Here is a 17,575-nt window from a genome sequence, read left to right as displayed (position 1 = left end):
CCCTTATATTTGTTTTATGAATACGCAAACGATTTTAGTCTTTTTACTTTTTGCGGTAGCATTAGTATATGTTGGCCGTTTGGTTTTTAAATCTTTACAGGTAAAAAAAGATGGCTGTGGCGGTAATTGCAAGTGTGGTGTAGATTTCTCTGATATTAAGCCTGCTAAAAAGTAATTCCCGCTCTTTATGATTAGTCAGTTTAAAAATTATCTTAAGGAAAAAATCCAGATAACTGATGAACAATTCGACAGCATCTCCGCCGATTTGAAAATAAAAAAATTCGACAAAAACGAAATCATCCAATATACCGGTGACATTAGCAAGCATGGCTTTTTCGTTTGCAAAGGTCTGCTACGTGCTTACTCCATTGATTCGAAAGGCAAAGAGCACATTCTTCAATTTGCTCCTGAGAACTGGTTAATATCTGATAGGAATAACATGAACAATGAGCCATCGATATTTTTTATTGAGGCAATTGAAGCTACTGAAGTCGTTGTTATGCCAAACGACTTTATGGAACAGGCCGCCGTAAAGGTGCCATGCTTACAACCTATGCATACCAGATTGCTTAGTAATTCTATTCGCTTTATGCAGAAAAGGATTAACATGCTTCTGAGTGCAACAGCGGAAGAGCGATACCTCGACTTCATCAAACTCTATCCCAACCTCACCCTACGCGTTCCACAATGGATGATTGCCTCCTACTTAGGAATCACACCCGAATCTTTAAGTCGTGTAAGAAAAGAACTAGCGAATAAACACTTCAGACCATAATTACCCAGGATTTTCAGGATATTAAGATTTAAGGATTCCTAGATTTATACTTCTTCAATCATGTAATCCTTAAATCCTGGTACTTTCTTACCATACATCAATTTCTGGCTAAATCACGTGCTGTATATTTGTGTTGTAAATGTTAAATAACTCAAAAACAAAAAGATATGGCAACTACTAAATGGACACTAGATCCAACACATAGCGAATTACAGTTTAAAGTAAAACACTTAATGATTACCACTGTAACAGGTAGCTTAAAATCCTTCACTGCAGATTTAACTTCTGAAGGTGATGAGTTTGAAAACGGCGAAATTTCTTTTAAAGGCGACATCGATTCATTAGATACCGGAAATACTGATCGTGATAATCACTTAAAAAGTGGCGATTTCTTTGATGCTGAAAAATTTGCACACATTGAATTCAAATCTACATCAATAGAAAAAGATGGTGGCGATTATATCGTTAAAGGTGACTTAAGCATTAAAGGCGAAACCAAACCTGTAAAATTGACTGCGGAATTTGGCGGTATTGCAACTGACCCATGGGGAAATACAAAAGCAGGTTTTACCTTGAGCGGAAAAATTAACCGTTCTGATTTTGGCTTAACCTGGAACGCTGCATTAGAAACTGGTGGCGTTATGGTAAGCGAAGAAGTACGCATCTTAGGCGAATTACAGTTTGTAAAACAAGCATAGCGCGTAGAGTTAAGCGTATTGCGGCACTATGCGCTTAGCCCCATGCCTTATCTAACTATAAAGGTAATGGAAAAAAAACAAATAGGAAAAGTACTTAAAGCACCAGCCCCACACATGGTTGGCGATGGTTTTAGAGTACACAACTTTTTTCCGAGTGGGTATAAAATAGATATGAGCCCTTTTTTCCTGATGGATTACGGCTCTAAAATAGAATTCTCTGCCAGAAAAGAACCGCGTGGGGTAGGCATCCATCCACATCGTGGCTTCGAAACTGTAACCATTGCATATCATGGGGCCGTTGCGCATCATGATAGCTCGGGTAACAGTGGCATAATTTACCCAGGCGACGTACAATGGATGACAGCAGCAAGCGGAATTCTCCACAAAGAATACCATGAGCAGCGTTATAGCATACAAGGTGGCCCGTTTCAGATGGTTCAGCTTTGGGTTAATTTGCCCGCGAAATTCAAAATGAGTAAACCAAAGTATCAGGCTATAAAACAGGCTGAAATGGCTAATTTTGTTTTACCTGAAAATGGAGGGAAAATTGAAATTATTGCGGGTAACTTTCACAATATTAAAGGTAATGCCAGCACGTTCACCCCTATTGAAATGTATAATGCCCGGTTAAACAAAGGCGGAAAAGCCGATTTTACCTTCCCCGCTAGCTTTAACACTGGCTTCATGATAATAGAAGGCTCGATTAATGTAAACGGTAAGGAAACAGTTCATGCCGATAACTTCATCTACTTTGAGGATGAGGGAACCGAGATTCATATAGAAGCCCTGGAAGATAGTATAATTCTAATATTAAGCGGAGAACCAATTGATGAACCGATAGCTCAATACGGTCCGTTTCTAATGAATACCGAAGCAGAAATTAACGAAGCAATTTCTGATTATAACCAAGGTAAATTTGGTTATTTAGAAGAATAAAATAGGGTTACAATTTATATCTTGAAGCCGGCATCTTTTTAAGTTGCCGGCTTTTTACGTTGAACTTTATTGATAGATAGTTTTATATAAAATTATTTCTCAGAACGTATTAAATACGGCATTCATACAATCTTCATATTCGTTGAGGACATTTGATTAATAAATCAGAAGAAAAATGTCCGGAAAACAAATATTTCAAACTGAGACTAAAAGACGCTGGCATGCTTTTACATGGGTAAGCCGTACCTTCTTCATAGTTTTCATAGGCGCGATCCTGTGCGTGGTGTACACCCTTTTGTCCGTGCAGGAACCCAACTTGCCCTTTATTAACACTAATTCACCTCTAACACAGAAGCAGTTAGAGAAGTTAAAAAAATCGCAGCAATATAAGGACTTCACGATTGAGAAATCGAAGCTGCAAAAAATTAAGAAAGACCGTGAGCGCCGCATTTCAACTCGTCACGGCAATAATAAGCGTATTAATATGGCTTTTTATGTAAGTTGGGCGGCGAGTAAAGAAAGGTCGATATCGGATTTAAAACGAAACATAGGCCATCTGGATATGGTTGCTACAGAGTCTTTCTTTTTAAATGGCGATTCTATTGTCGACAAAGCGGATACTTCCGCACTTAAAGTAATTCGTACTGCCAAAAAATCGGCTATTGCGGTCGTTTCTAATTACAATAAAAATCATTGGGATGGCCCAGCGGTAAGGAGATTATTAAGCAACCAGACAGCGCAACAAAAGTTAATCCACGATCTCATCTCAATCACCAAAAAATACGGATATAGTGGTATCAATATAGATTTCGAAGAGCTTAACCTTCAAAATAGCGTAGGTTTCAATGCTTTTATGAAAAATCTCTATAACCAGTTCCATGCTGAAAAGTTGCTGGTTTCCCAGGATATTTCGCCGGAAAACGACGACTATAAACCAGAAATACTTCAAAAATACAATGACTACATTGTACTCATGGCTTATGACCAGCATACAGAACAGAGTAATGCCGGCGACATTTCTCATCAGGAATGGGTAGAAGAAAAACTGGATGATATCTGTAATAAGATAGATGCCAATAAAGTAATTCTTGCCTTGGCTTGCTATGGTTACGATTGGCCAGACAACAGCATTGGTAAGCCAGTAACCTATGAAGAAGCAATGACTTCGGCCGTTAATTACAAAAGCAAAATACATTACAACCCAGTTTCGGCCAACTTAAATTATAGCTATAATGATGGCAGCGGAATTAGACATGAGGTTTACTTTACCGACGCAGCCACCTATTTTAATTTAATTCGAAAAGCCGACGATTGGGATATTGCCGGTATCGCACTATGGCGCTTGGGTTCTGAAGATAAACGAATATGGTCGTTTATCTCGGACAACCTTAGTTTGGAAGCATTAAAGAAAAAACCCTACGACCTGCGTAAAATTGCTTCATTAAACATGGGTGGAATCTCCTATTTGGGTGATGGCGAAATTTTGGATCTGATTTCTACACCAACGCCAGGAAGTGTAAAATTCACCTTAAACAAAGATAATTTTACAATCGCTGATCAAAAATATACCAGGCTACCTGAGCAGTATGTCATTAAAAGGTTTGGAGAGGCCGATAAGAAAATTGCATTAACTTTCGACGATGGTCCCGACCCTGTTTACACCCCGCAAGTACTCAATATCCTAAATCGCGAAAAGGTACCTGGTTGTTTCTTCGTAGTTGGCATTATGGCTGAGAAGAATATGGAATTGCTTAGACAGGAGTATAATGACGGTTACGAAATTGGAAACCATACTTTTTTCCATCCGGATATGTCGGCAATTGGCCCACAACGTGTAAAATTCGAATTGAACGCAACCCGCAGGTTAATTGAAGCCGTTACAGGACACAGTACAATTTTATTCCGGGCGCCATTTAATGCTGATGCCGAGCCGCAAAATATTTCCGAAATCCTCCCTGTTGCCCAAAGCCGTAAAGAAAATTACATCAATATTGGAGAATATATTGATCCTGAAGATTGGCAACCTGGTAAAACTGCTGATCAGATTTTTAACGACGTTGTAAAACAACAAGATAATGGCAATATTCTTTTATTACATGACGCAGGAGGAAACCGTGAAGCAACAGTTGCCGCTTTACCACGAATTATTAAATTCTTCAAAGCAAAGGGCTTCACTTTTACTACTGTGGGCGATTTAATGGGCAAAAAAAGATCAGAACTGATGCCTGCAGTTAAATCAACAGCAAATAGTGGTTTTTCAGGCTCGGGTGATTACTTCTTCATCAATTTCTTTTATTACGGAAACATAATTTTAAACATCATATTTTCTGTTGCAATCGTATTGGCTATTTTGAGGACAATTTTTATTGCTTATTTAGCCATAAGGCAAAGAAACCGGTCTAAAAGAAATGCCCATAAATTATTAAAAAACCCTTCAGAAAAAGTCAGCATAATTATTCCGGCGTATAATGAAGAAATTACGGCAGTTCAGACCATTAATAGTTTGTTGAAAACAACCTATCCGGATTTTGAATTGATTTTTGTCGATGATGGGTCGAAGGATAAAACCTACAACATTATCAATGAACACTTTGGAAATCATCCTCAGGTTAAAGTTTATCGTAAAGACAATGGAGGAAAAGCTTCAGCCCTGAATTATGGAATTAGCAAAGCAAGCTCGGAGTATATTATCTGCATCGATGCCGACACACAATTGAAAACAGATGCCGTGACCGAGTTGATGCGCTATTTCTACAGCCCAAAAATCGCAGCAGTTGCCGGCACTGTGAAAGTTGGTAATGCCCATAACATAATTACAAAATGGCAGTCTATCGAATATATTACTGCACAAAATATGGATCGCCGTGCCTTCGATCTATTAAATACCATTACAGTTGTCCCCGGGGCAATTGGGGCTTTCCGTAAAGCGATTGTTTTGGAAGTAGGCGGTTTTACTACTGATACACTTGCAGAAGATTGCGACTTAACGATGCGGATTTTAAAGGCCGGTTATAAAGTTAAAAATTGCAGCACCGCAATTGCTTATACAGAAGCACCAGAGACAGTGAATATGCTTTTAAAACAACGTTTCCGCTGGAGCTTTGGCGTAATGCAAAGTTTTTGGAAAAATAGAAAAACCCTGTTGAATAAAAAATACAGTTATTTCGGAATGGTCGGTATGCCTAACATCCTGATTTATCAAATCATATTGCCGTTATTTTCACCACTAGCGGATTTGTTCATGTTGATTTCGCTAATCAGCGGCTTGTTTTCACTAAGCGCGGTAAACAACCTGACCCTAACAGGTTTTTCAGGAATATTAAGTTTACATAATGGATTCGGACAGGTTTTATTTTACTATCTGATATTCATTGTCGTTGACATGATTTTTGCTGCCATTGCCTTTAAAATGGAAAATGAAAAGTTCAAAAATCTGCTTTATATATTTCCTCAACGTTTCTTCTGGCGACAATTAATGTACCTGGTTTTATTCCGTTCGTTCCGCAAAGCAATTAAAGGGGAACTCGAAACCTGGGGAACATTGAAAAGAACCGGAAATGTAAAGGAGGCAACAACCTAAAAACGAGGCTTTATCAAAAGTAAAAATCTAGCAGTTAGAACAGAACTCTATTGGGTTTTCTTCATTTTCACGCACGCGCGAAGCACGATTGCTCAGCGAAGCTAATCTTAAAGCGCTCTACAATGGCATTAGGATTCTGAATTAAATTGGGAATAACGACTATTAAAATATATTGCTTAACGAGGCGTAAATCTTTTTAAAACAGCCTCTTTGATTTTGACACCTAAAAGCTATATCTTCTCTATCAAACAAACAGCGTAAGCAACTACTCCTTCTTCCCTGCCCACAAATCCCATAGTTTCGTTGGTAGTTGCCTTAATGGAAATGTCTTCAGTGGAAATCCCAATCGCTTCGGCAATATTTTTCTGCATCTCAGGAATGTGCGGATTGATTTTTGGCGCTTCCAGGCAAAGCATCGCGTCGATGTTTCCAACCTGCCAGCCTTTCTCTTCTAATAACCTAACTGTTTCCTGTAATAGAATAACACTACTTATGCCCTTCCATCTGTCGTCCGTATTTTTAAAATGAAAACCAATGTCCCTGAGGTTCGCAGCACCCAGTAATGCATCGCATATCGCATGTAACATTACATCCGCATCAGAATGACCAAAGGCACCTTTATGATGCTCAAGTGTTACCCCGCCAACAACAAAAGGATGCTGATCTTTTAATTGATGCACGTCAAATCCAAATCCTACCCTGATTTTCATATATGTAATTAGAAATTAAAGGTGTGAAATTGCTAAAATAATCTGAATTGATTTTACTTCAGACCTTTTTTCTCTCCAAAATTAAATAAAAGGCTAAAGCGCAAGGTATTTGCTAAAGGGCTAGATTGTGTACTTGCAACCAGATAGGCAAAATCGATATTGAAAACATTGTATTTTAAACCAGCACCCAAAGTAAAATAACGAATATCTCCTTTTTGAGGACTCTGGTAATTGTAACCACCACGAATGGCGAACTGTTGATTATACCAATATTCAAAACCTGTAGAAATGCCAACTTCTTTTAATTCCTCACTGAAACCGCCTGGAGCATCAGAGAATGAGCCAAATATTGCAGCTGGAACTGAGCGGTTAGGATCTTTACCACTCACAATATTGTTGTTTGAATCGTAAATCGGCTGTGTCGGGACCAGTAACTTGTTAAAATCTAAGGCTAACGTAAACGTATTAAAATCATCGATGGCAATTGTTCCCGCACCGCCAAGTTTAAAATTAGTTGGCAGAAAATAGCTTTGCCCGCCATCAGAATAACTCATTTTTGTGCCAATATTGGAAATATTTGCACCGGCCGACAAAATCGTGTTTTTATCGAATAACATTGTGGAAGTTTTATACATCCCCGCAATGTCCACAGCTACTGCACTTCCACCCCGAACTTGTCCTGTGGAAGAAAACTGGCCGGAAGTGAGATTCGAATAGATGTACCTTAATGAACTGCCTAACGAAAATTCTTTACCAAATGAACGAGCAAATGTAACATCTAAAGCAAGTTCATTAGGATTAGAAATCCCTAAATCCTGTTGATTAATATCTGTTAACTGGATTTGTCCTAAAGAAAAATACCTTAAAGAAGCGCCGAGTGTATTTCTGTCATCAAGTTTATAAAAACCACCTAAATAGGCAAGATTAATATCTGGAACAAGATTTTTTAACCACGGGCTGTAAGAAACCGCAAACCCGTAGGGTTTATCTAAAAAAGCAAGTTTAGCGGGATTTATGCTTGCTGAATTTACATCACCAGGCACGGCAACGCCCGCATCACCCATTGCACCTGCGCGGGCATCCGGTACGATCAATAAAAAAGGAACTGCTGTGACAACGTTATTAGATTCACTCCCATTGGTCTGGGTACCTGAAATCGTTGCCTGGGCATTTGCCCGTCCAAAAATTAAGGCAAGAGGCAAAGCAGAAAAAGCAAGTTTACTGATGTACTTGAAATTCATCCTGAAGGTACGTAATAAGATTTCTGGTAAGTTAATATTTTTGCTTGATATATGCATAAAACGTAAAGTCGGAAATTATATTTTACAGTAAACTTACTTTGATCGAATTTTTAAAAATTTCGGATTATTCATTTAACCAGGTTTCAAACTTGCCTACTTTTGAATCAATAAAATAAATTCATGTATTAGTTTAAGAAATGAAATCATAAAGTAGAAACTATAACCGATATAAACAGGTAAAGATAGGTTTTAACCATAATTAGGACTTCTGTAAAAGTATTTTTATAAATACACAATACATTGAAAACTAATACGTTTTGCATAGAAAAAAACTTTCAAAACATTTATTTAGACAAAATTTACCAAATCATTTAAATTTACGTAAATTTATCCGTTGAACATGCCCTGATTGTCATTAAACAGCATTTATGAAAAAACTTATACTATATTCTTTTTCTTGTTTTGCCCTAGCTGCCTTACTTTCTTCCTGTGGAGGTAATAAAGGAGGCGTATCCAGCAAAACCGGAATTCCATACGCTGACAAAAACAACAAAACTTATAGTAGTTTCGCTGTTGCCAGCAAATACAAACGTGCCCCTGGTCCGGGTTTAATTCCCATTGAAGGTGGTGTTTTAGTTGTGGGTGGCAGTGCAATTGAAGTCGCGGGCGTTGAGCCTAACATTTACAATTATAAGCGACAAGTTACTGTTCCTTCATTTTACATGGACGAGACTGAAGTTTCGAACACAGATTGGCTGGAATATTTACACTGGATTAGAACGAGCTATCCTGAAGACCGGGAATATTATTATAACGAACTTCCTGATACCCTGGTTTGGCGCCGTGCCTTGTCCTATAATGAGCCTTATGTTGATAATTACCTAAGACACCCGGCATACAGGGATTATCCTGTTGTTGGTGTAAGTTGGGAACAAGCATCGCGTTTTTGCGAGTGGAGAACTTCTCAGGCAAACGAGTATATTTTGCGTCAGAAAGGTATTTTAACTGATTATAGAACATTGGCGGCTTCAAATAAAACAGGCGGTGGCAACACAACTACAGGAACAACGGCAGCTGCCAGACCAGATAAACCATTCAATACTGATGCCTACTTAAACGGTCAGTATGATGATAAAGGCAGAAATGCTCCTAAAGATTATAATGCTAAAGCAGGTGCATCTGTTGGTGCTGCGGGTGGAAAAGGCGGAAATGCCACACCTACGAGAAACGCGACTTTGGAAGATGGTGTTATTATGCAGCCTTACCGCTTACCAACTGAAGCAGAATGGGAATACGCTGCTTTAGGCTTAATTGGGAATACCGAATACGAAAACATCAGTCAAAATAAAATTTATCCATGGAATGGCCTTGGTGTTAGCTCTGCAGCAAAAAAAACAAGAGGTTTAGTACAAGCCAACTTTAAAAGAGCTCCAGGTGACTATATGGGTGTTGGCGGTTCATTAAATGATAAAGCAGATTTAACGGCACCCGTTCGCTATTATGCTCCAAATGATTTTGGTTTATATAACATGGCGGGGAATGTAAATGAATGGGTAAATGATGTTTATCGTACCGGTACTTTTACAGATGCTGAAGCTTTTAACCCTTACCGTGGTAACCAGTTCCAGGATAAACAGCTTGCTGATGCAGCTAATGGCAAAATTGCTTTGGATAAATATGGCAAACCAATTAAAGAAAATGCCTACTCAGGTAAAAAATTGACTTGGGCAGAAAAACAGGCTTTAGCAAAAAGAGCTGATTCGATTTCTAAATCACCAGATCCCAGGGCTATGGTCACTTCTTACCAGGCTGACGAGAGGGGTTATCGAGACAGACAGAACAAGTTGTTAAATGAAGAAGGCGTTTCTTTAGTAAATGATAAATCGAGGGTTTATAAAGGCGGTTCATGGAATGATATGGCTTACTGGCTAAATCCCGCTACGCGTCGTTTCTTACAGCAGGACGAGGCTTCGGCAGAAGTCGGTTTCCGTTGTGCGATGACCATGTTAGGTGCTCCGGAGATCAGCACCGCAGGCAAACGAAATTTCAAGGAAATAAAAGCGAAACCTTTTAATCCTAAAAGATAAAAGCTAAAAAGTCCCGGTTTAAATTAAATCGGGACTTTTTTATATGGTAAACCAAATCTTTATTTAAATTGTATTAAGATTTGGTTCTTCTCAACTTTATCATTCTGTTTGACCAGTATTTTATTTATAACGCCATCAGCAGGAGATTTTAAAATGTTCTCCATTTTCATTGCCTCCAGTACTAATAAATTATCGCCTTTTTTTACTTCTTCGCCTTCAGACACTTTAATTGCCAAAACCAGACCAGGCATAGGCGCTTTAATTTCTGCAACCTTATTTAAAACCAGCTTATCAAGGCCCATCTGTTTTAATAACTGTTCAAACTGATCTTCTATATCGATTTTATAACGATTCCCATTAACCTTAATAACGCAGAACTTTTCAATTTTATTAATTTCTACTATTTCTGTATTAAACGATTTGTTATTATAAATGATATGGGAAAGGTTGCTACCAAAATCCCTTATGCTCACATCTAAAGGTTTATTATTTAATAGAATAGATTCACCTTTTGTGTCAACATCAAAATTAAACTTATCGTTAACTTTTATTTTATACATATCCTATTGCGTTAAAGCATATTGAACTAAATTAGCGCCCATTTTAAGCGCTTTTAAACGCGTTTCCTGTGTATCTTCAGGGTAAGTACCAAAATCTTCCCAACCATTTCCCAAATCACATTCAAAAGTATAATAACATACAACCCTGCCTTTGTATATTAATGCAAATCCCTGAGGCCGTTTATTATCATGCTCATGGATTTTGGGCAATCCATTTGGAAATTTAAATTTCTGGTTATAGAGGATATGATTGGATGGCAACTCAACGAAACTTAGTTCGGGAAATACCTTTTTCATTTGTGGCCTTATAAATTTATCCAAGCCGTAGTTATCATCTATATGCAAGAAGCCCCCACCCGCAAGATATCGCCTTAAGTTCCTAACTTCCTGATCGCTGAACACCACGTTTCCATGTCCTGTCATATACACGAAAGGGTAATTAAATAGTTCTCTAGAACCCACTTCAACAATACTTTCTTCAGCAAAAAAATTCGTTTTTAAATTGCTATTACAAAACGCAATTAAATTCGGAAGTGCGGTTCTATCTGCATACCAGTCCCCACCTCCGCTATATTTAAGCTTGGCCATCCTGTAAGCGGGAACGCTAAATGAAACGAGAACAAGGAATAAAGAACAGGGAATAAAGACAAACAAACATAATCGTTTTAACAACAATGAACTCAAACTTATAACTTTCAACTTACAACATTCAACTCTTCTCATCGGTTAAGGTAATTAACTTCAAAACAAACAGCCAACGCAGCGGTTTCAGTGCGCAACCTGTTTTCTCCTAAAGTTAAAGCTTTGAAGCCTTTATTCAAAGCTAAATCAACTTCATCAGCAGTAAAATCGCCTTCAGGACCAATAAGAATTAAATATCTATGCTGTGGGCTTACTAAATCTGAAATGTATTTCTTTTCTTCATTATCAATGCAATGTGCGATTAGCTTATCTCCTTCAAAAGGGATATCCATAAAGGCATTGTAAGAAATCGCATTATTTAATTTAGGATGATAGGCCTTTATAGATTGTTTAACGGCAGAGGTGATAACTTTATTGAGTCTGTCTTCCTTAACCACTCTACGTTCAGACCTATCAGCAATTATCGGTGTAATTTCATCAATGCCAAGCTCCGTAGCCTTTTCTAAAAACCATTCAATGCGATCGATATTTTTCGTAGGCGCAACAGCAATATGCAGATAATGATTTCTTCTATGAAATTCGGACTCAACTTTTAATATCGATAAACTTACTTTCTTAGGATTATCAGAAGTAATTTCGGCCGTATAGAATCCACCTTTACCATCTACCAGATTAACGATCGAACCGATCGGTAAACGCAATACGCGCACACAATGCTTGCTTTCTTCTTCGTTAAGTGTGTAGGTATTTTTTTGAGTTATATCAGGTGTATAAAAAATATGCATAGTTGAAATTAGTGATTATCAACCATATCTCCTTTATTGATAACCAACTCTAATTTAATTGTTTCAATATTTTGTTCTGTTTTCTTAAGAATGGTAAACAGATAGCCGTAAGATTCGTTACTCTCTCCCACCTCCGGAATGCGTTCAAAAATATGAGATACAAGGCCACCAATAGTATCAAAATCTTCATCTTCGGGTAAATCGTGAGGCAAATGCTCATTTACATCATAAACAGTTGCGAAGGCATTTACAATAAACTCATTATCAGATATTCTTTCAACCAACGGCTTTTCTTCATCGTATTCATCCTGGATTTCACCGACCAGTTCCTCTACAATATCCTCCAAAGTAACCATCCCTGCAGTTCCTCCAAATTCGTCTAATACAATTGCGATTTGAATGCGGTTGCTTTGCAACTCACTCATTAAATCGTTGATCTTCTTAGTTTCAGTCACAAAATACGGTTTGCGGATGATGTCGCTTACAGTCCAGATTGGATTACCGGATGCAACCAGCGGTAAAATATCTTTTGCATGGATAATACCTACAATTTTATCCATGATTTCATCATAAACAGGTAAACGTGAATAACCTTCTTTTATGATGGTGTCAACCACTTCTTCTTTTGGAGAGGTTCGTTCAATGCCGGAAATTTTTGTTCTCGGCACCATTATATTCTTAACTACGCGCTCATTAAAATCGAAAACATTTTTAATCAACTCATGCTCGTTGTTATCCAGCGCACCACTTTCTTTACCCTGATCGAGTAAAAATTGCAGTTCTTCTGTGCTGTGTAAAGATTCATGGCCGCCTGAGGTATCAATTCCAAATGGTTTTAAAATAACTGCAGCTAAGCTATTCAAGGTCCAGATGAAAGGCTTGAAAACAACATAAAATATTTGCAAGGGGACGGCAACAAATAAAGTTGTAGCTACCGGTCTTTGTATTGCAAAAGATTTGGGAGCGAGTTCACCAAAAACAATATGCATCACGGTAATCACAGAAAATGCTACCACTGTTGATGCTGAGTGAATAAATGTGTCACTGAAACCCCAGTGTAAACTATAAAAAAGATTTTTAAAAATTGTATGCATTACACCTTCACCTACCCAACCTAGGCCGAGTGATGCAAGCGTTATTCCTAATTGGGTGGCGGCCAGGTAACCGTCAAGGTTATGAATGATGCCCTTAGCCATTTTACCTACGCGACTGCCCGATTTTGCTTTAATTTCTATCTGTGAGGCCCTTACTTTTACGATTGCGAATTCTGCTGCTACGAAAAATCCGTTTAACAATACTAAAAACAACGCCAAAAACAATCTCCAACCAACAGAACCGGTATCCGGTTCTTCTAATGCAAGTAAAATTACATTTGTTGGTAAAACTGCACTTAGTTCTAAATTAAAAAATAAACAGACCGTGGGTAAATCCATTAAGCTAATTCTCTAAATGTTGTATTGTAAAGTTCTATGCTTTCCCTTATAACTTTATGTGCATAACGAACACCTAATAAATGTTCGATGGTTACGTTTTTCTCTTCCAGTGCTTTATAGTCCTGAAAGAAACGTACAATTTCTTTCATTTGGTGTGGAGGTAATTCGTCTAAATCATTAATGTAGTTAACCGACATATCATGTGCTGCAACGGCTATGATTTTATCATCTTGCTCACCATTATCAACCATGTGCATTACCCCAACAACTTTAGCTTCAATTAAAGTCATCGGATAAACATCAACTGAGCAAAGCACTAAGATATCTAAAGGATCCTTGTCATCGCAATAGGTTTGTGGAATAAAACCGTAATTAGCGGGGTACATTACTGAAGAAAAAAGAACCCTGTCCAACTTAATTAAGCCGGATTCTTTATCTATTTCATATTTAGCCTTTGAGCCTTTTGGTATTTCAATGATTGCGTTTACAATTTCCGGAACGTTTTTACCGGGAGATACGCTATGCCATGCGTGGTGATCGTCTTTTGCCATTTTTAATTTAAATCTGTCTTTTCCTCTTCAGGGCTTTTTACTTTACTTTTTACAAAGGTAATCAATAAAGGGATAGTTGTTATCACGATAAAGCCAATAATAATATATAATAAATAATGATTTATCTCTTTTTCAAATCTTTTTCCCAAAAAATAACCTAATAATGTAAGTGAACAAATCCAAAGGATCCCCCCGATTATGTTATAAAAAGCAAATTTCTTGAATTCCAGTTTTACAACTCCAGCAAAAATCGGTGCAAAAGTTCTTACAATTGGAACGAATCGCCCCATAATCAATGCAAATGCCCCTTGTTTATTGTAATATGCTTCAGCAGCTTTTAAATATTTTTTCTTAAAGAAGAAACCGTCTTTTCTGGTGTATAATAATGGGCCCGTCCTGCGGCCAAACCAGTAACCTGTAAAATTTCCTGAGATTGCAGCAATACATAAACCCGCTAGTAAAACTGCAATGTTTACATCCAACTTGCCCGTGGCAACGAACATTCCTGCTAAAAATAACAAATAGTCGCCAGGAAGAAAAAAACCGAAGAACAAGCCTGTTTCTGCATAGATTACAAATACAACGAGATAGAAACCACCTTCCCTCAATAGCTTTTCGGGATCAATTAGATGTTGCAGGTTATTCCAAAAATCTTGCATAGTCGATTATTCGTAAAACTACAAATAATTATTAAACAAGTGCATACCTATATCAGGTTTAAAATTAACCCGGGATAAATCCCTAAAATTAATGTAATAGCAACCGAAACCAGTAAAACAACCCTGTATTGTCCAGGCGTTGAAAGCTCTGTTTCCGCGCCATCTTTAAACCAAACGGCAACAACAACCTGGAAATAATAATAAAAACCAATTAATGCGTTTAAGATTGCAAATCCAACAAGAATTGTGTGGTATTCGCCCATTACATTAAGGAACATTAAATATTTCCCAATAAAACCAGCTGTTAATGGAATACCTGCCAATGACAACATGGCAACTGTAAGGGATAAAGCAACCAAAGGGTTTTTCTTACCCAGGCCGTTGAAACTTTCGAAGCTATCGCTTCCAGTTTTTTGTTTCACCAAGATCAATACTGCAAAAGCAATGATTGATGCAAAAGTATACGCAGCCGCATAGACCAGAACACTATTTTGGGAGTTTGTGCCGATTACAACTAATGAAAACAATAAATAACCAGCATGAGATATACTCGAATACGCCAGCATTCGCTTGAAATTCTTTTGAAACAGGGCAGTAACGTTACCAATGAACAAGGTTAAACAAACGATAACAGTTAACGGAGCAACCCAGAAATCATGAAGTGGCTCGAAAGCACCTGCAAACAATCTTAAAAAAGCTGCAAACCCTGCCGTTTTAACCACCGTACTCATGAAGGTAGTAATTAATGTAGGAGACCCTTCATAAACATCTGGTGTCCAAAAATGGAAAGGAGCCGCGCCAACTTTAAAGCACAAACCAATCATCATCAGAATCACACCCGGATAAAAGATTGGAGAAATCGCCTTGCTGTTATTTACCAGATAAGCTAGAATTTTGTCTAAATCGAATGAACCCGTAGCACCATAAATTAAGGTGATACCAAATAATAAAAATCCGGTAGAGAAAGCGCCCATCAGAAAGTATTTTAGTGAGGCTTCGTTTGATGCAAAATTTTTCTTCCGGATACCCGCGAGGATATATAAACTTACCGACATAATTTCCAGGCCTACAAAAAGCATAGCCATATTTTTGTAGGAAACCATCATAATCATCCCCGCAAGTGCAAAAAGGATTAAAGTATAATATTCTGCTATGTTGTCACTTTTTGAATGAAAATAATTTTGAGTCAACAGGAAAATTAAAAGTGTGCCTACAATACAAACACCCGAAAATGCCAAAGCGAAATTATCAGTTTGCATCATTCCGAAATGAACGGCGTTACCATTCCATGCAGCAGCAGTAAAGCCTAATGCAGTGAGTAAGCCAACAACGGTAAGCGGCAATAAGGCTTTTTTTGCTTTAAACAAACCTGCATAAAGTACAATAAAAGCGGTTATACTAATGGTTATGATAATATTCATTGCTTATTTTACTGATGTTAATTTTTGATTTACCTGTTCTAATAAATGCTGTACAGATGCCTCTGTTAAGTGCAATAAAGGTTTCGGATAAACACCCAAAAAGATGATTAGAGCACAAATGATATAAAGAACCCATTTTTCAGTCCCCTGAATATCGGTGAAAGTGATCGTTAATTGATTGGTTTCGCCAAGCATTACATTTTGATACATGCGCAACATGTAAACGGCTCCGAAAATGATTGTCAATCCTGCAATTGCCGCCGCCCAAATACTGTAATTATAAACGCCCATCAACAATAAGAACTCTCCAATAAAACCATTTGTTCCTGGCAAAGCGACTGTACCTAACACGATGATTAAGAATGTGATTGCCAATTGGGGGGCAACTTTAGCAATTCCGCCTAACTCTTCAATCCTATTGGTTTTTATTCTTGCAAATACAATATCCAAAACGAAGAACAAACCTACCACGTTAATACCGTGACTTAACATTTGCACCATCGCTCCTTGCATCCCTTGCTGACCAAGATTGCCAAGATTAAAGGATGCGAATATGCCTGCGGCAATTAATCCAACGTGCGCAATAGAGGAATAAGCAACCAAACGTTTAGCATCTTTCTGCGTAAAGGCAATTAGTGAGGCGTAAACAATGCCTATAATAGATAACACCATCGCCAGACCAGACCAATCCTGAACGCCTGTAGGTACGATTGGTAATAACCATCTGATTACACCATAAATACCCATTTTTAACATAATACCTGACAACAACATCGTCCCTTGAGTTGGAGCTGCGGTATAGGTATCTGGCTGCCAGGTATGGAAAGGGAAAATAGGCATCTTAATCGCGAAAGCAATAAAGAAGGCCCAGAAAATCCAGCCTTGTTGTGCGCTATCTAAGTTCAAAGCGTAAAATGCCTGAATGTCGAAATTTTGAGCAGGATTCTGCAAATACAAATAAATAATTCCCATTAACATGAACAGTGAACCTGCAGTCGTATAAACGAAGAATTTCATATTAATGCGAACCCTATCCTTTCCACCCCAGAATGCGCAGATGAAATAAATCGGAATTAAAGCTGCTTCCCAACCGATGTAGAACAAAAATGCATCCATTGCCGTAAATACCAGCAATAAACCAGTTTGCATAAATAAAATTAATGCATAAAAGGCTGATGGATTCTTATAATCATGCTTATAACTTGATAGAATTATAATCGGCACCAATAAATTGGTAAGCAATACCACCAACATGCTGATGCCATCGATTCCGGCATGAAAACGAATGCCTAAGTCTGAAATCCATGGCAGGTTCGCTTCAAACTGAGTACTTGCATTTGGAATAAAGTTACAGGCAATGAACAAGGCCAGGCCTAAAGAAGCGACCGAAATTACGGTCGAGACGATTTTAGCAGACTTACCCGCAAAAGTCGTAATGATAGCACCCGCAAGCGGAAGAAATATAAGTAGTAAAAGTTGTTCCATTATTTATTTTTG

Annotated in this window: 16 protein-coding genes; 6 read left to right on the top strand and 10 right to left on the bottom strand. The window is 37.9% G+C overall.

Annotation, left to right across the window (positions count from 1 at the left end):
- Window positions 1-16: 16 nt before the first annotated feature.
- The 5 genes from ASF92_RS20745 (at window position 17) to ASF92_RS01720 (ending at window position 5,989) form a co-directional block, all read left to right on the top strand.
- Window positions 17-175: a FeoB-associated Cys-rich membrane protein gene (locus ASF92_RS20745; protein ID WP_082489421.1), complete on the top strand. Its 159-nt coding sequence runs from the start codon at window positions 17-19 to the stop codon at window positions 173-175.
- 12 nt (window positions 176-187) lie between these two features.
- Window positions 188-775, top strand: coding sequence for a Crp/Fnr family transcriptional regulator (locus ASF92_RS01735; protein ID WP_056086912.1), 588 nt, complete (start codon window positions 188-190; stop codon window positions 773-775).
- A 167-nt stretch (window positions 776-942) separates the two neighbouring features.
- Window positions 943-1,473, top strand: coding sequence for a YceI family protein (locus ASF92_RS01730; protein WP_056086909.1), 531 nt, complete (start codon window positions 943-945; stop codon window positions 1,471-1,473).
- 66 nt (window positions 1,474-1,539) lie between these two features.
- On the top strand, window positions 1,540-2,409 hold the full coding sequence (locus tag ASF92_RS01725) for a pirin family protein (protein ID WP_056089067.1): 870 nt from the start codon (window positions 1,540-1,542) through the stop codon (window positions 2,407-2,409).
- A gap of 175 nt (window positions 2,410-2,584) precedes the next feature.
- Window positions 2,585-5,989, top strand: a complete 3,405-nt coding sequence (locus ASF92_RS01720; RefSeq protein ID WP_056086906.1) for a glycosyltransferase — start codon at window positions 2,585-2,587, stop codon at window positions 5,987-5,989.
- Between the two features lie 230 nt (window positions 5,990-6,219).
- Here the strand turns inward: ASF92_RS01720 and ispF are convergent, their stop codons facing one another.
- Both ispF and porV read right to left on the bottom strand, forming a co-directional pair.
- A complete protein-coding gene (ispF, locus tag ASF92_RS01715) occupies window positions 6,220-6,699 on the bottom strand; it encodes a 2-C-methyl-D-erythritol 2,4-cyclodiphosphate synthase (protein WP_056086903.1) in 480 nt (159 codons plus the stop codon).
- A gap of 53 nt (window positions 6,700-6,752) precedes the next feature.
- The gene (gene porV / locus ASF92_RS01710; protein ID WP_056089065.1) at window positions 6,753-7,940 is read right to left on the bottom strand and encodes a type IX secretion system outer membrane channel protein PorV; all 1,188 of its coding nucleotides are present in this window, start codon (window positions 7,938-7,940) and stop codon (window positions 6,753-6,755) included.
- Window positions 7,941-8,368: 428 nt separating this feature from the next.
- Here porV and ASF92_RS01705 point away from each other — a divergent pair, with 428 nt between their 5' ends.
- Window positions 8,369-10,027, top strand: coding sequence for an SUMF1/EgtB/PvdO family nonheme iron enzyme (locus ASF92_RS01705; protein WP_056086899.1), 1,659 nt, complete (start codon window positions 8,369-8,371; stop codon window positions 10,025-10,027).
- A gap of 59 nt (window positions 10,028-10,086) precedes the next feature.
- On the opposite strand, the gene ASF92_RS01700 is transcribed toward ASF92_RS01705, so the two are convergent.
- From ASF92_RS01700 to ASF92_RS01665, 8 genes are all read right to left on the bottom strand, one after another.
- Window positions 10,087-10,587: an acetyl-CoA carboxylase biotin carboxyl carrier protein subunit gene (locus tag ASF92_RS01700; protein ID WP_056086897.1), complete on the bottom strand. Its 501-nt coding sequence runs from the start codon at window positions 10,585-10,587 to the stop codon at window positions 10,087-10,089.
- Window positions 10,588-10,590: 3 nt separating this feature from the next.
- Window positions 10,591-11,175, bottom strand: a complete 585-nt coding sequence (locus tag ASF92_RS01695; RefSeq protein WP_231729719.1) for a DUF4159 domain-containing protein — start codon at window positions 11,173-11,175, stop codon at window positions 10,591-10,593.
- Window positions 11,176-11,306: 131 nt separating this feature from the next.
- Window positions 11,307-12,014, bottom strand: coding sequence for a 16S rRNA (uracil(1498)-N(3))-methyltransferase (locus ASF92_RS01690; protein WP_056086890.1), 708 nt, complete (start codon window positions 12,012-12,014; stop codon window positions 11,307-11,309).
- Window positions 12,015-12,022: 8 nt separating this feature from the next.
- Window positions 12,023-13,447, bottom strand: coding sequence for a hemolysin family protein (locus tag ASF92_RS01685; RefSeq protein WP_082489420.1), 1,425 nt, complete (start codon window positions 13,445-13,447; stop codon window positions 12,023-12,025).
- Window positions 13,447-13,998, bottom strand: coding sequence for an inorganic diphosphatase (locus tag ASF92_RS01680; protein ID WP_056086886.1), 552 nt, complete (start codon window positions 13,996-13,998; stop codon window positions 13,447-13,449). The genes ASF92_RS01685 and ASF92_RS01680 overlap by 1 nt, the downstream gene beginning before the upstream one ends.
- 2 nt (window positions 13,999-14,000) lie before the next feature.
- Entirely contained in the window at window positions 14,001-14,657 is a 657-nt protein-coding gene (locus tag ASF92_RS01675) for a DedA family protein (protein WP_056086883.1), read from the bottom strand.
- Between the two features lie 47 nt (window positions 14,658-14,704).
- Window positions 14,705-16,078 carry an NADH-quinone oxidoreductase subunit N gene (locus tag ASF92_RS01670; RefSeq protein WP_056086879.1) on the bottom strand — a complete coding sequence of 458 codons (1,374 nt, stop codon included), beginning with the start codon at window positions 16,076-16,078 and terminating at the stop codon, window positions 14,705-14,707.
- Window positions 16,079-16,081: 3 nt separating this feature from the next.
- Window positions 16,082-17,563, bottom strand: coding sequence for a NuoM family protein (locus ASF92_RS01665; RefSeq protein ID WP_056086875.1), 1,482 nt, complete (start codon window positions 17,561-17,563; stop codon window positions 16,082-16,084).
- Window positions 17,564-17,575 lie beyond the last annotated feature (12 nt).

This window comes from Pedobacter sp. Leaf176, assembly GCF_001424305.1.
Taxonomy (GTDB): domain Bacteria; phylum Bacteroidota; class Bacteroidia; order Sphingobacteriales; family Sphingobacteriaceae; genus Pedobacter.
This window is presented reverse-complemented; position numbering and strand designations above follow the sequence as displayed.

Bases quoted from the DNA above. Each gene is read 5' to 3' on its own strand.
- ASF92_RS20745 (WP_082489421.1), top strand. From the start codon at position 17: ATGAATACGCAAACGATTTTAGTCTTTTTACTTTTTGCGGTAGCATTA.
- ASF92_RS01735 (WP_056086912.1), top strand. From the start codon at position 188: ATGATTAGTCAGTTTAAAAATTATCTTAAGGAAAAAATCCAGATAACT.
- ASF92_RS01730 (WP_056086909.1), top strand. From the start codon at position 943: ATGGCAACTACTAAATGGACACTAGATCCAACACATAGCGAATTACAG.
- ASF92_RS01725 (WP_056089067.1), top strand. From the start codon at position 1,540: ATGGAAAAAAAACAAATAGGAAAAGTACTTAAAGCACCAGCCCCACAC.
- ASF92_RS01720 (WP_056086906.1), top strand. From the start codon at position 2,585: ATGTCCGGAAAACAAATATTTCAAACTGAGACTAAAAGACGCTGGCAT.
- ispF (WP_056086903.1), bottom strand. From the start codon at position 6,699: ATGAAAATCAGGGTAGGATTTGGATTTGACGTGCATCAATTAAAAGAT.
- porV (WP_056089065.1), bottom strand. From the start codon at position 7,940: ATGAATTTCAAGTACATCAGTAAACTTGCTTTTTCTGCTTTGCCTCTT.
- ASF92_RS01705 (WP_056086899.1), top strand. From the start codon at position 8,369: ATGAAAAAACTTATACTATATTCTTTTTCTTGTTTTGCCCTAGCTGCC.
- ASF92_RS01700 (WP_056086897.1), bottom strand. From the start codon at position 10,587: ATGTATAAAATAAAAGTTAACGATAAGTTTAATTTTGATGTTGACACA.
- ASF92_RS01695 (WP_231729719.1), bottom strand. From the start codon at position 11,175: ATGGCCAAGCTTAAATATAGCGGAGGTGGGGACTGGTATGCAGATAGA.
- ASF92_RS01690 (WP_056086890.1), bottom strand. From the start codon at position 12,014: ATGCATATTTTTTATACACCTGATATAACTCAAAAAAATACCTACACA.
- ASF92_RS01685 (WP_082489420.1), bottom strand. From the start codon at position 13,447: ATGGATTTACCCACGGTCTGTTTATTTTTTAATTTAGAACTAAGTGCA.
- ASF92_RS01680 (WP_056086886.1), bottom strand. From the start codon at position 13,998: ATGGCAAAAGACGATCACCACGCATGGCATAGCGTATCTCCCGGTAAA.
- ASF92_RS01675 (WP_056086883.1), bottom strand. From the start codon at position 14,657: ATGCAAGATTTTTGGAATAACCTGCAACATCTAATTGATCCCGAAAAG.
- ASF92_RS01670 (WP_056086879.1), bottom strand. From the start codon at position 16,078: ATGAATATTATCATAACCATTAGTATAACCGCTTTTATTGTACTTTAT.
- ASF92_RS01665 (WP_056086875.1), bottom strand. From the start codon at position 17,563: ATGGAACAACTTTTACTACTTATATTTCTTCCGCTTGCGGGTGCTATC.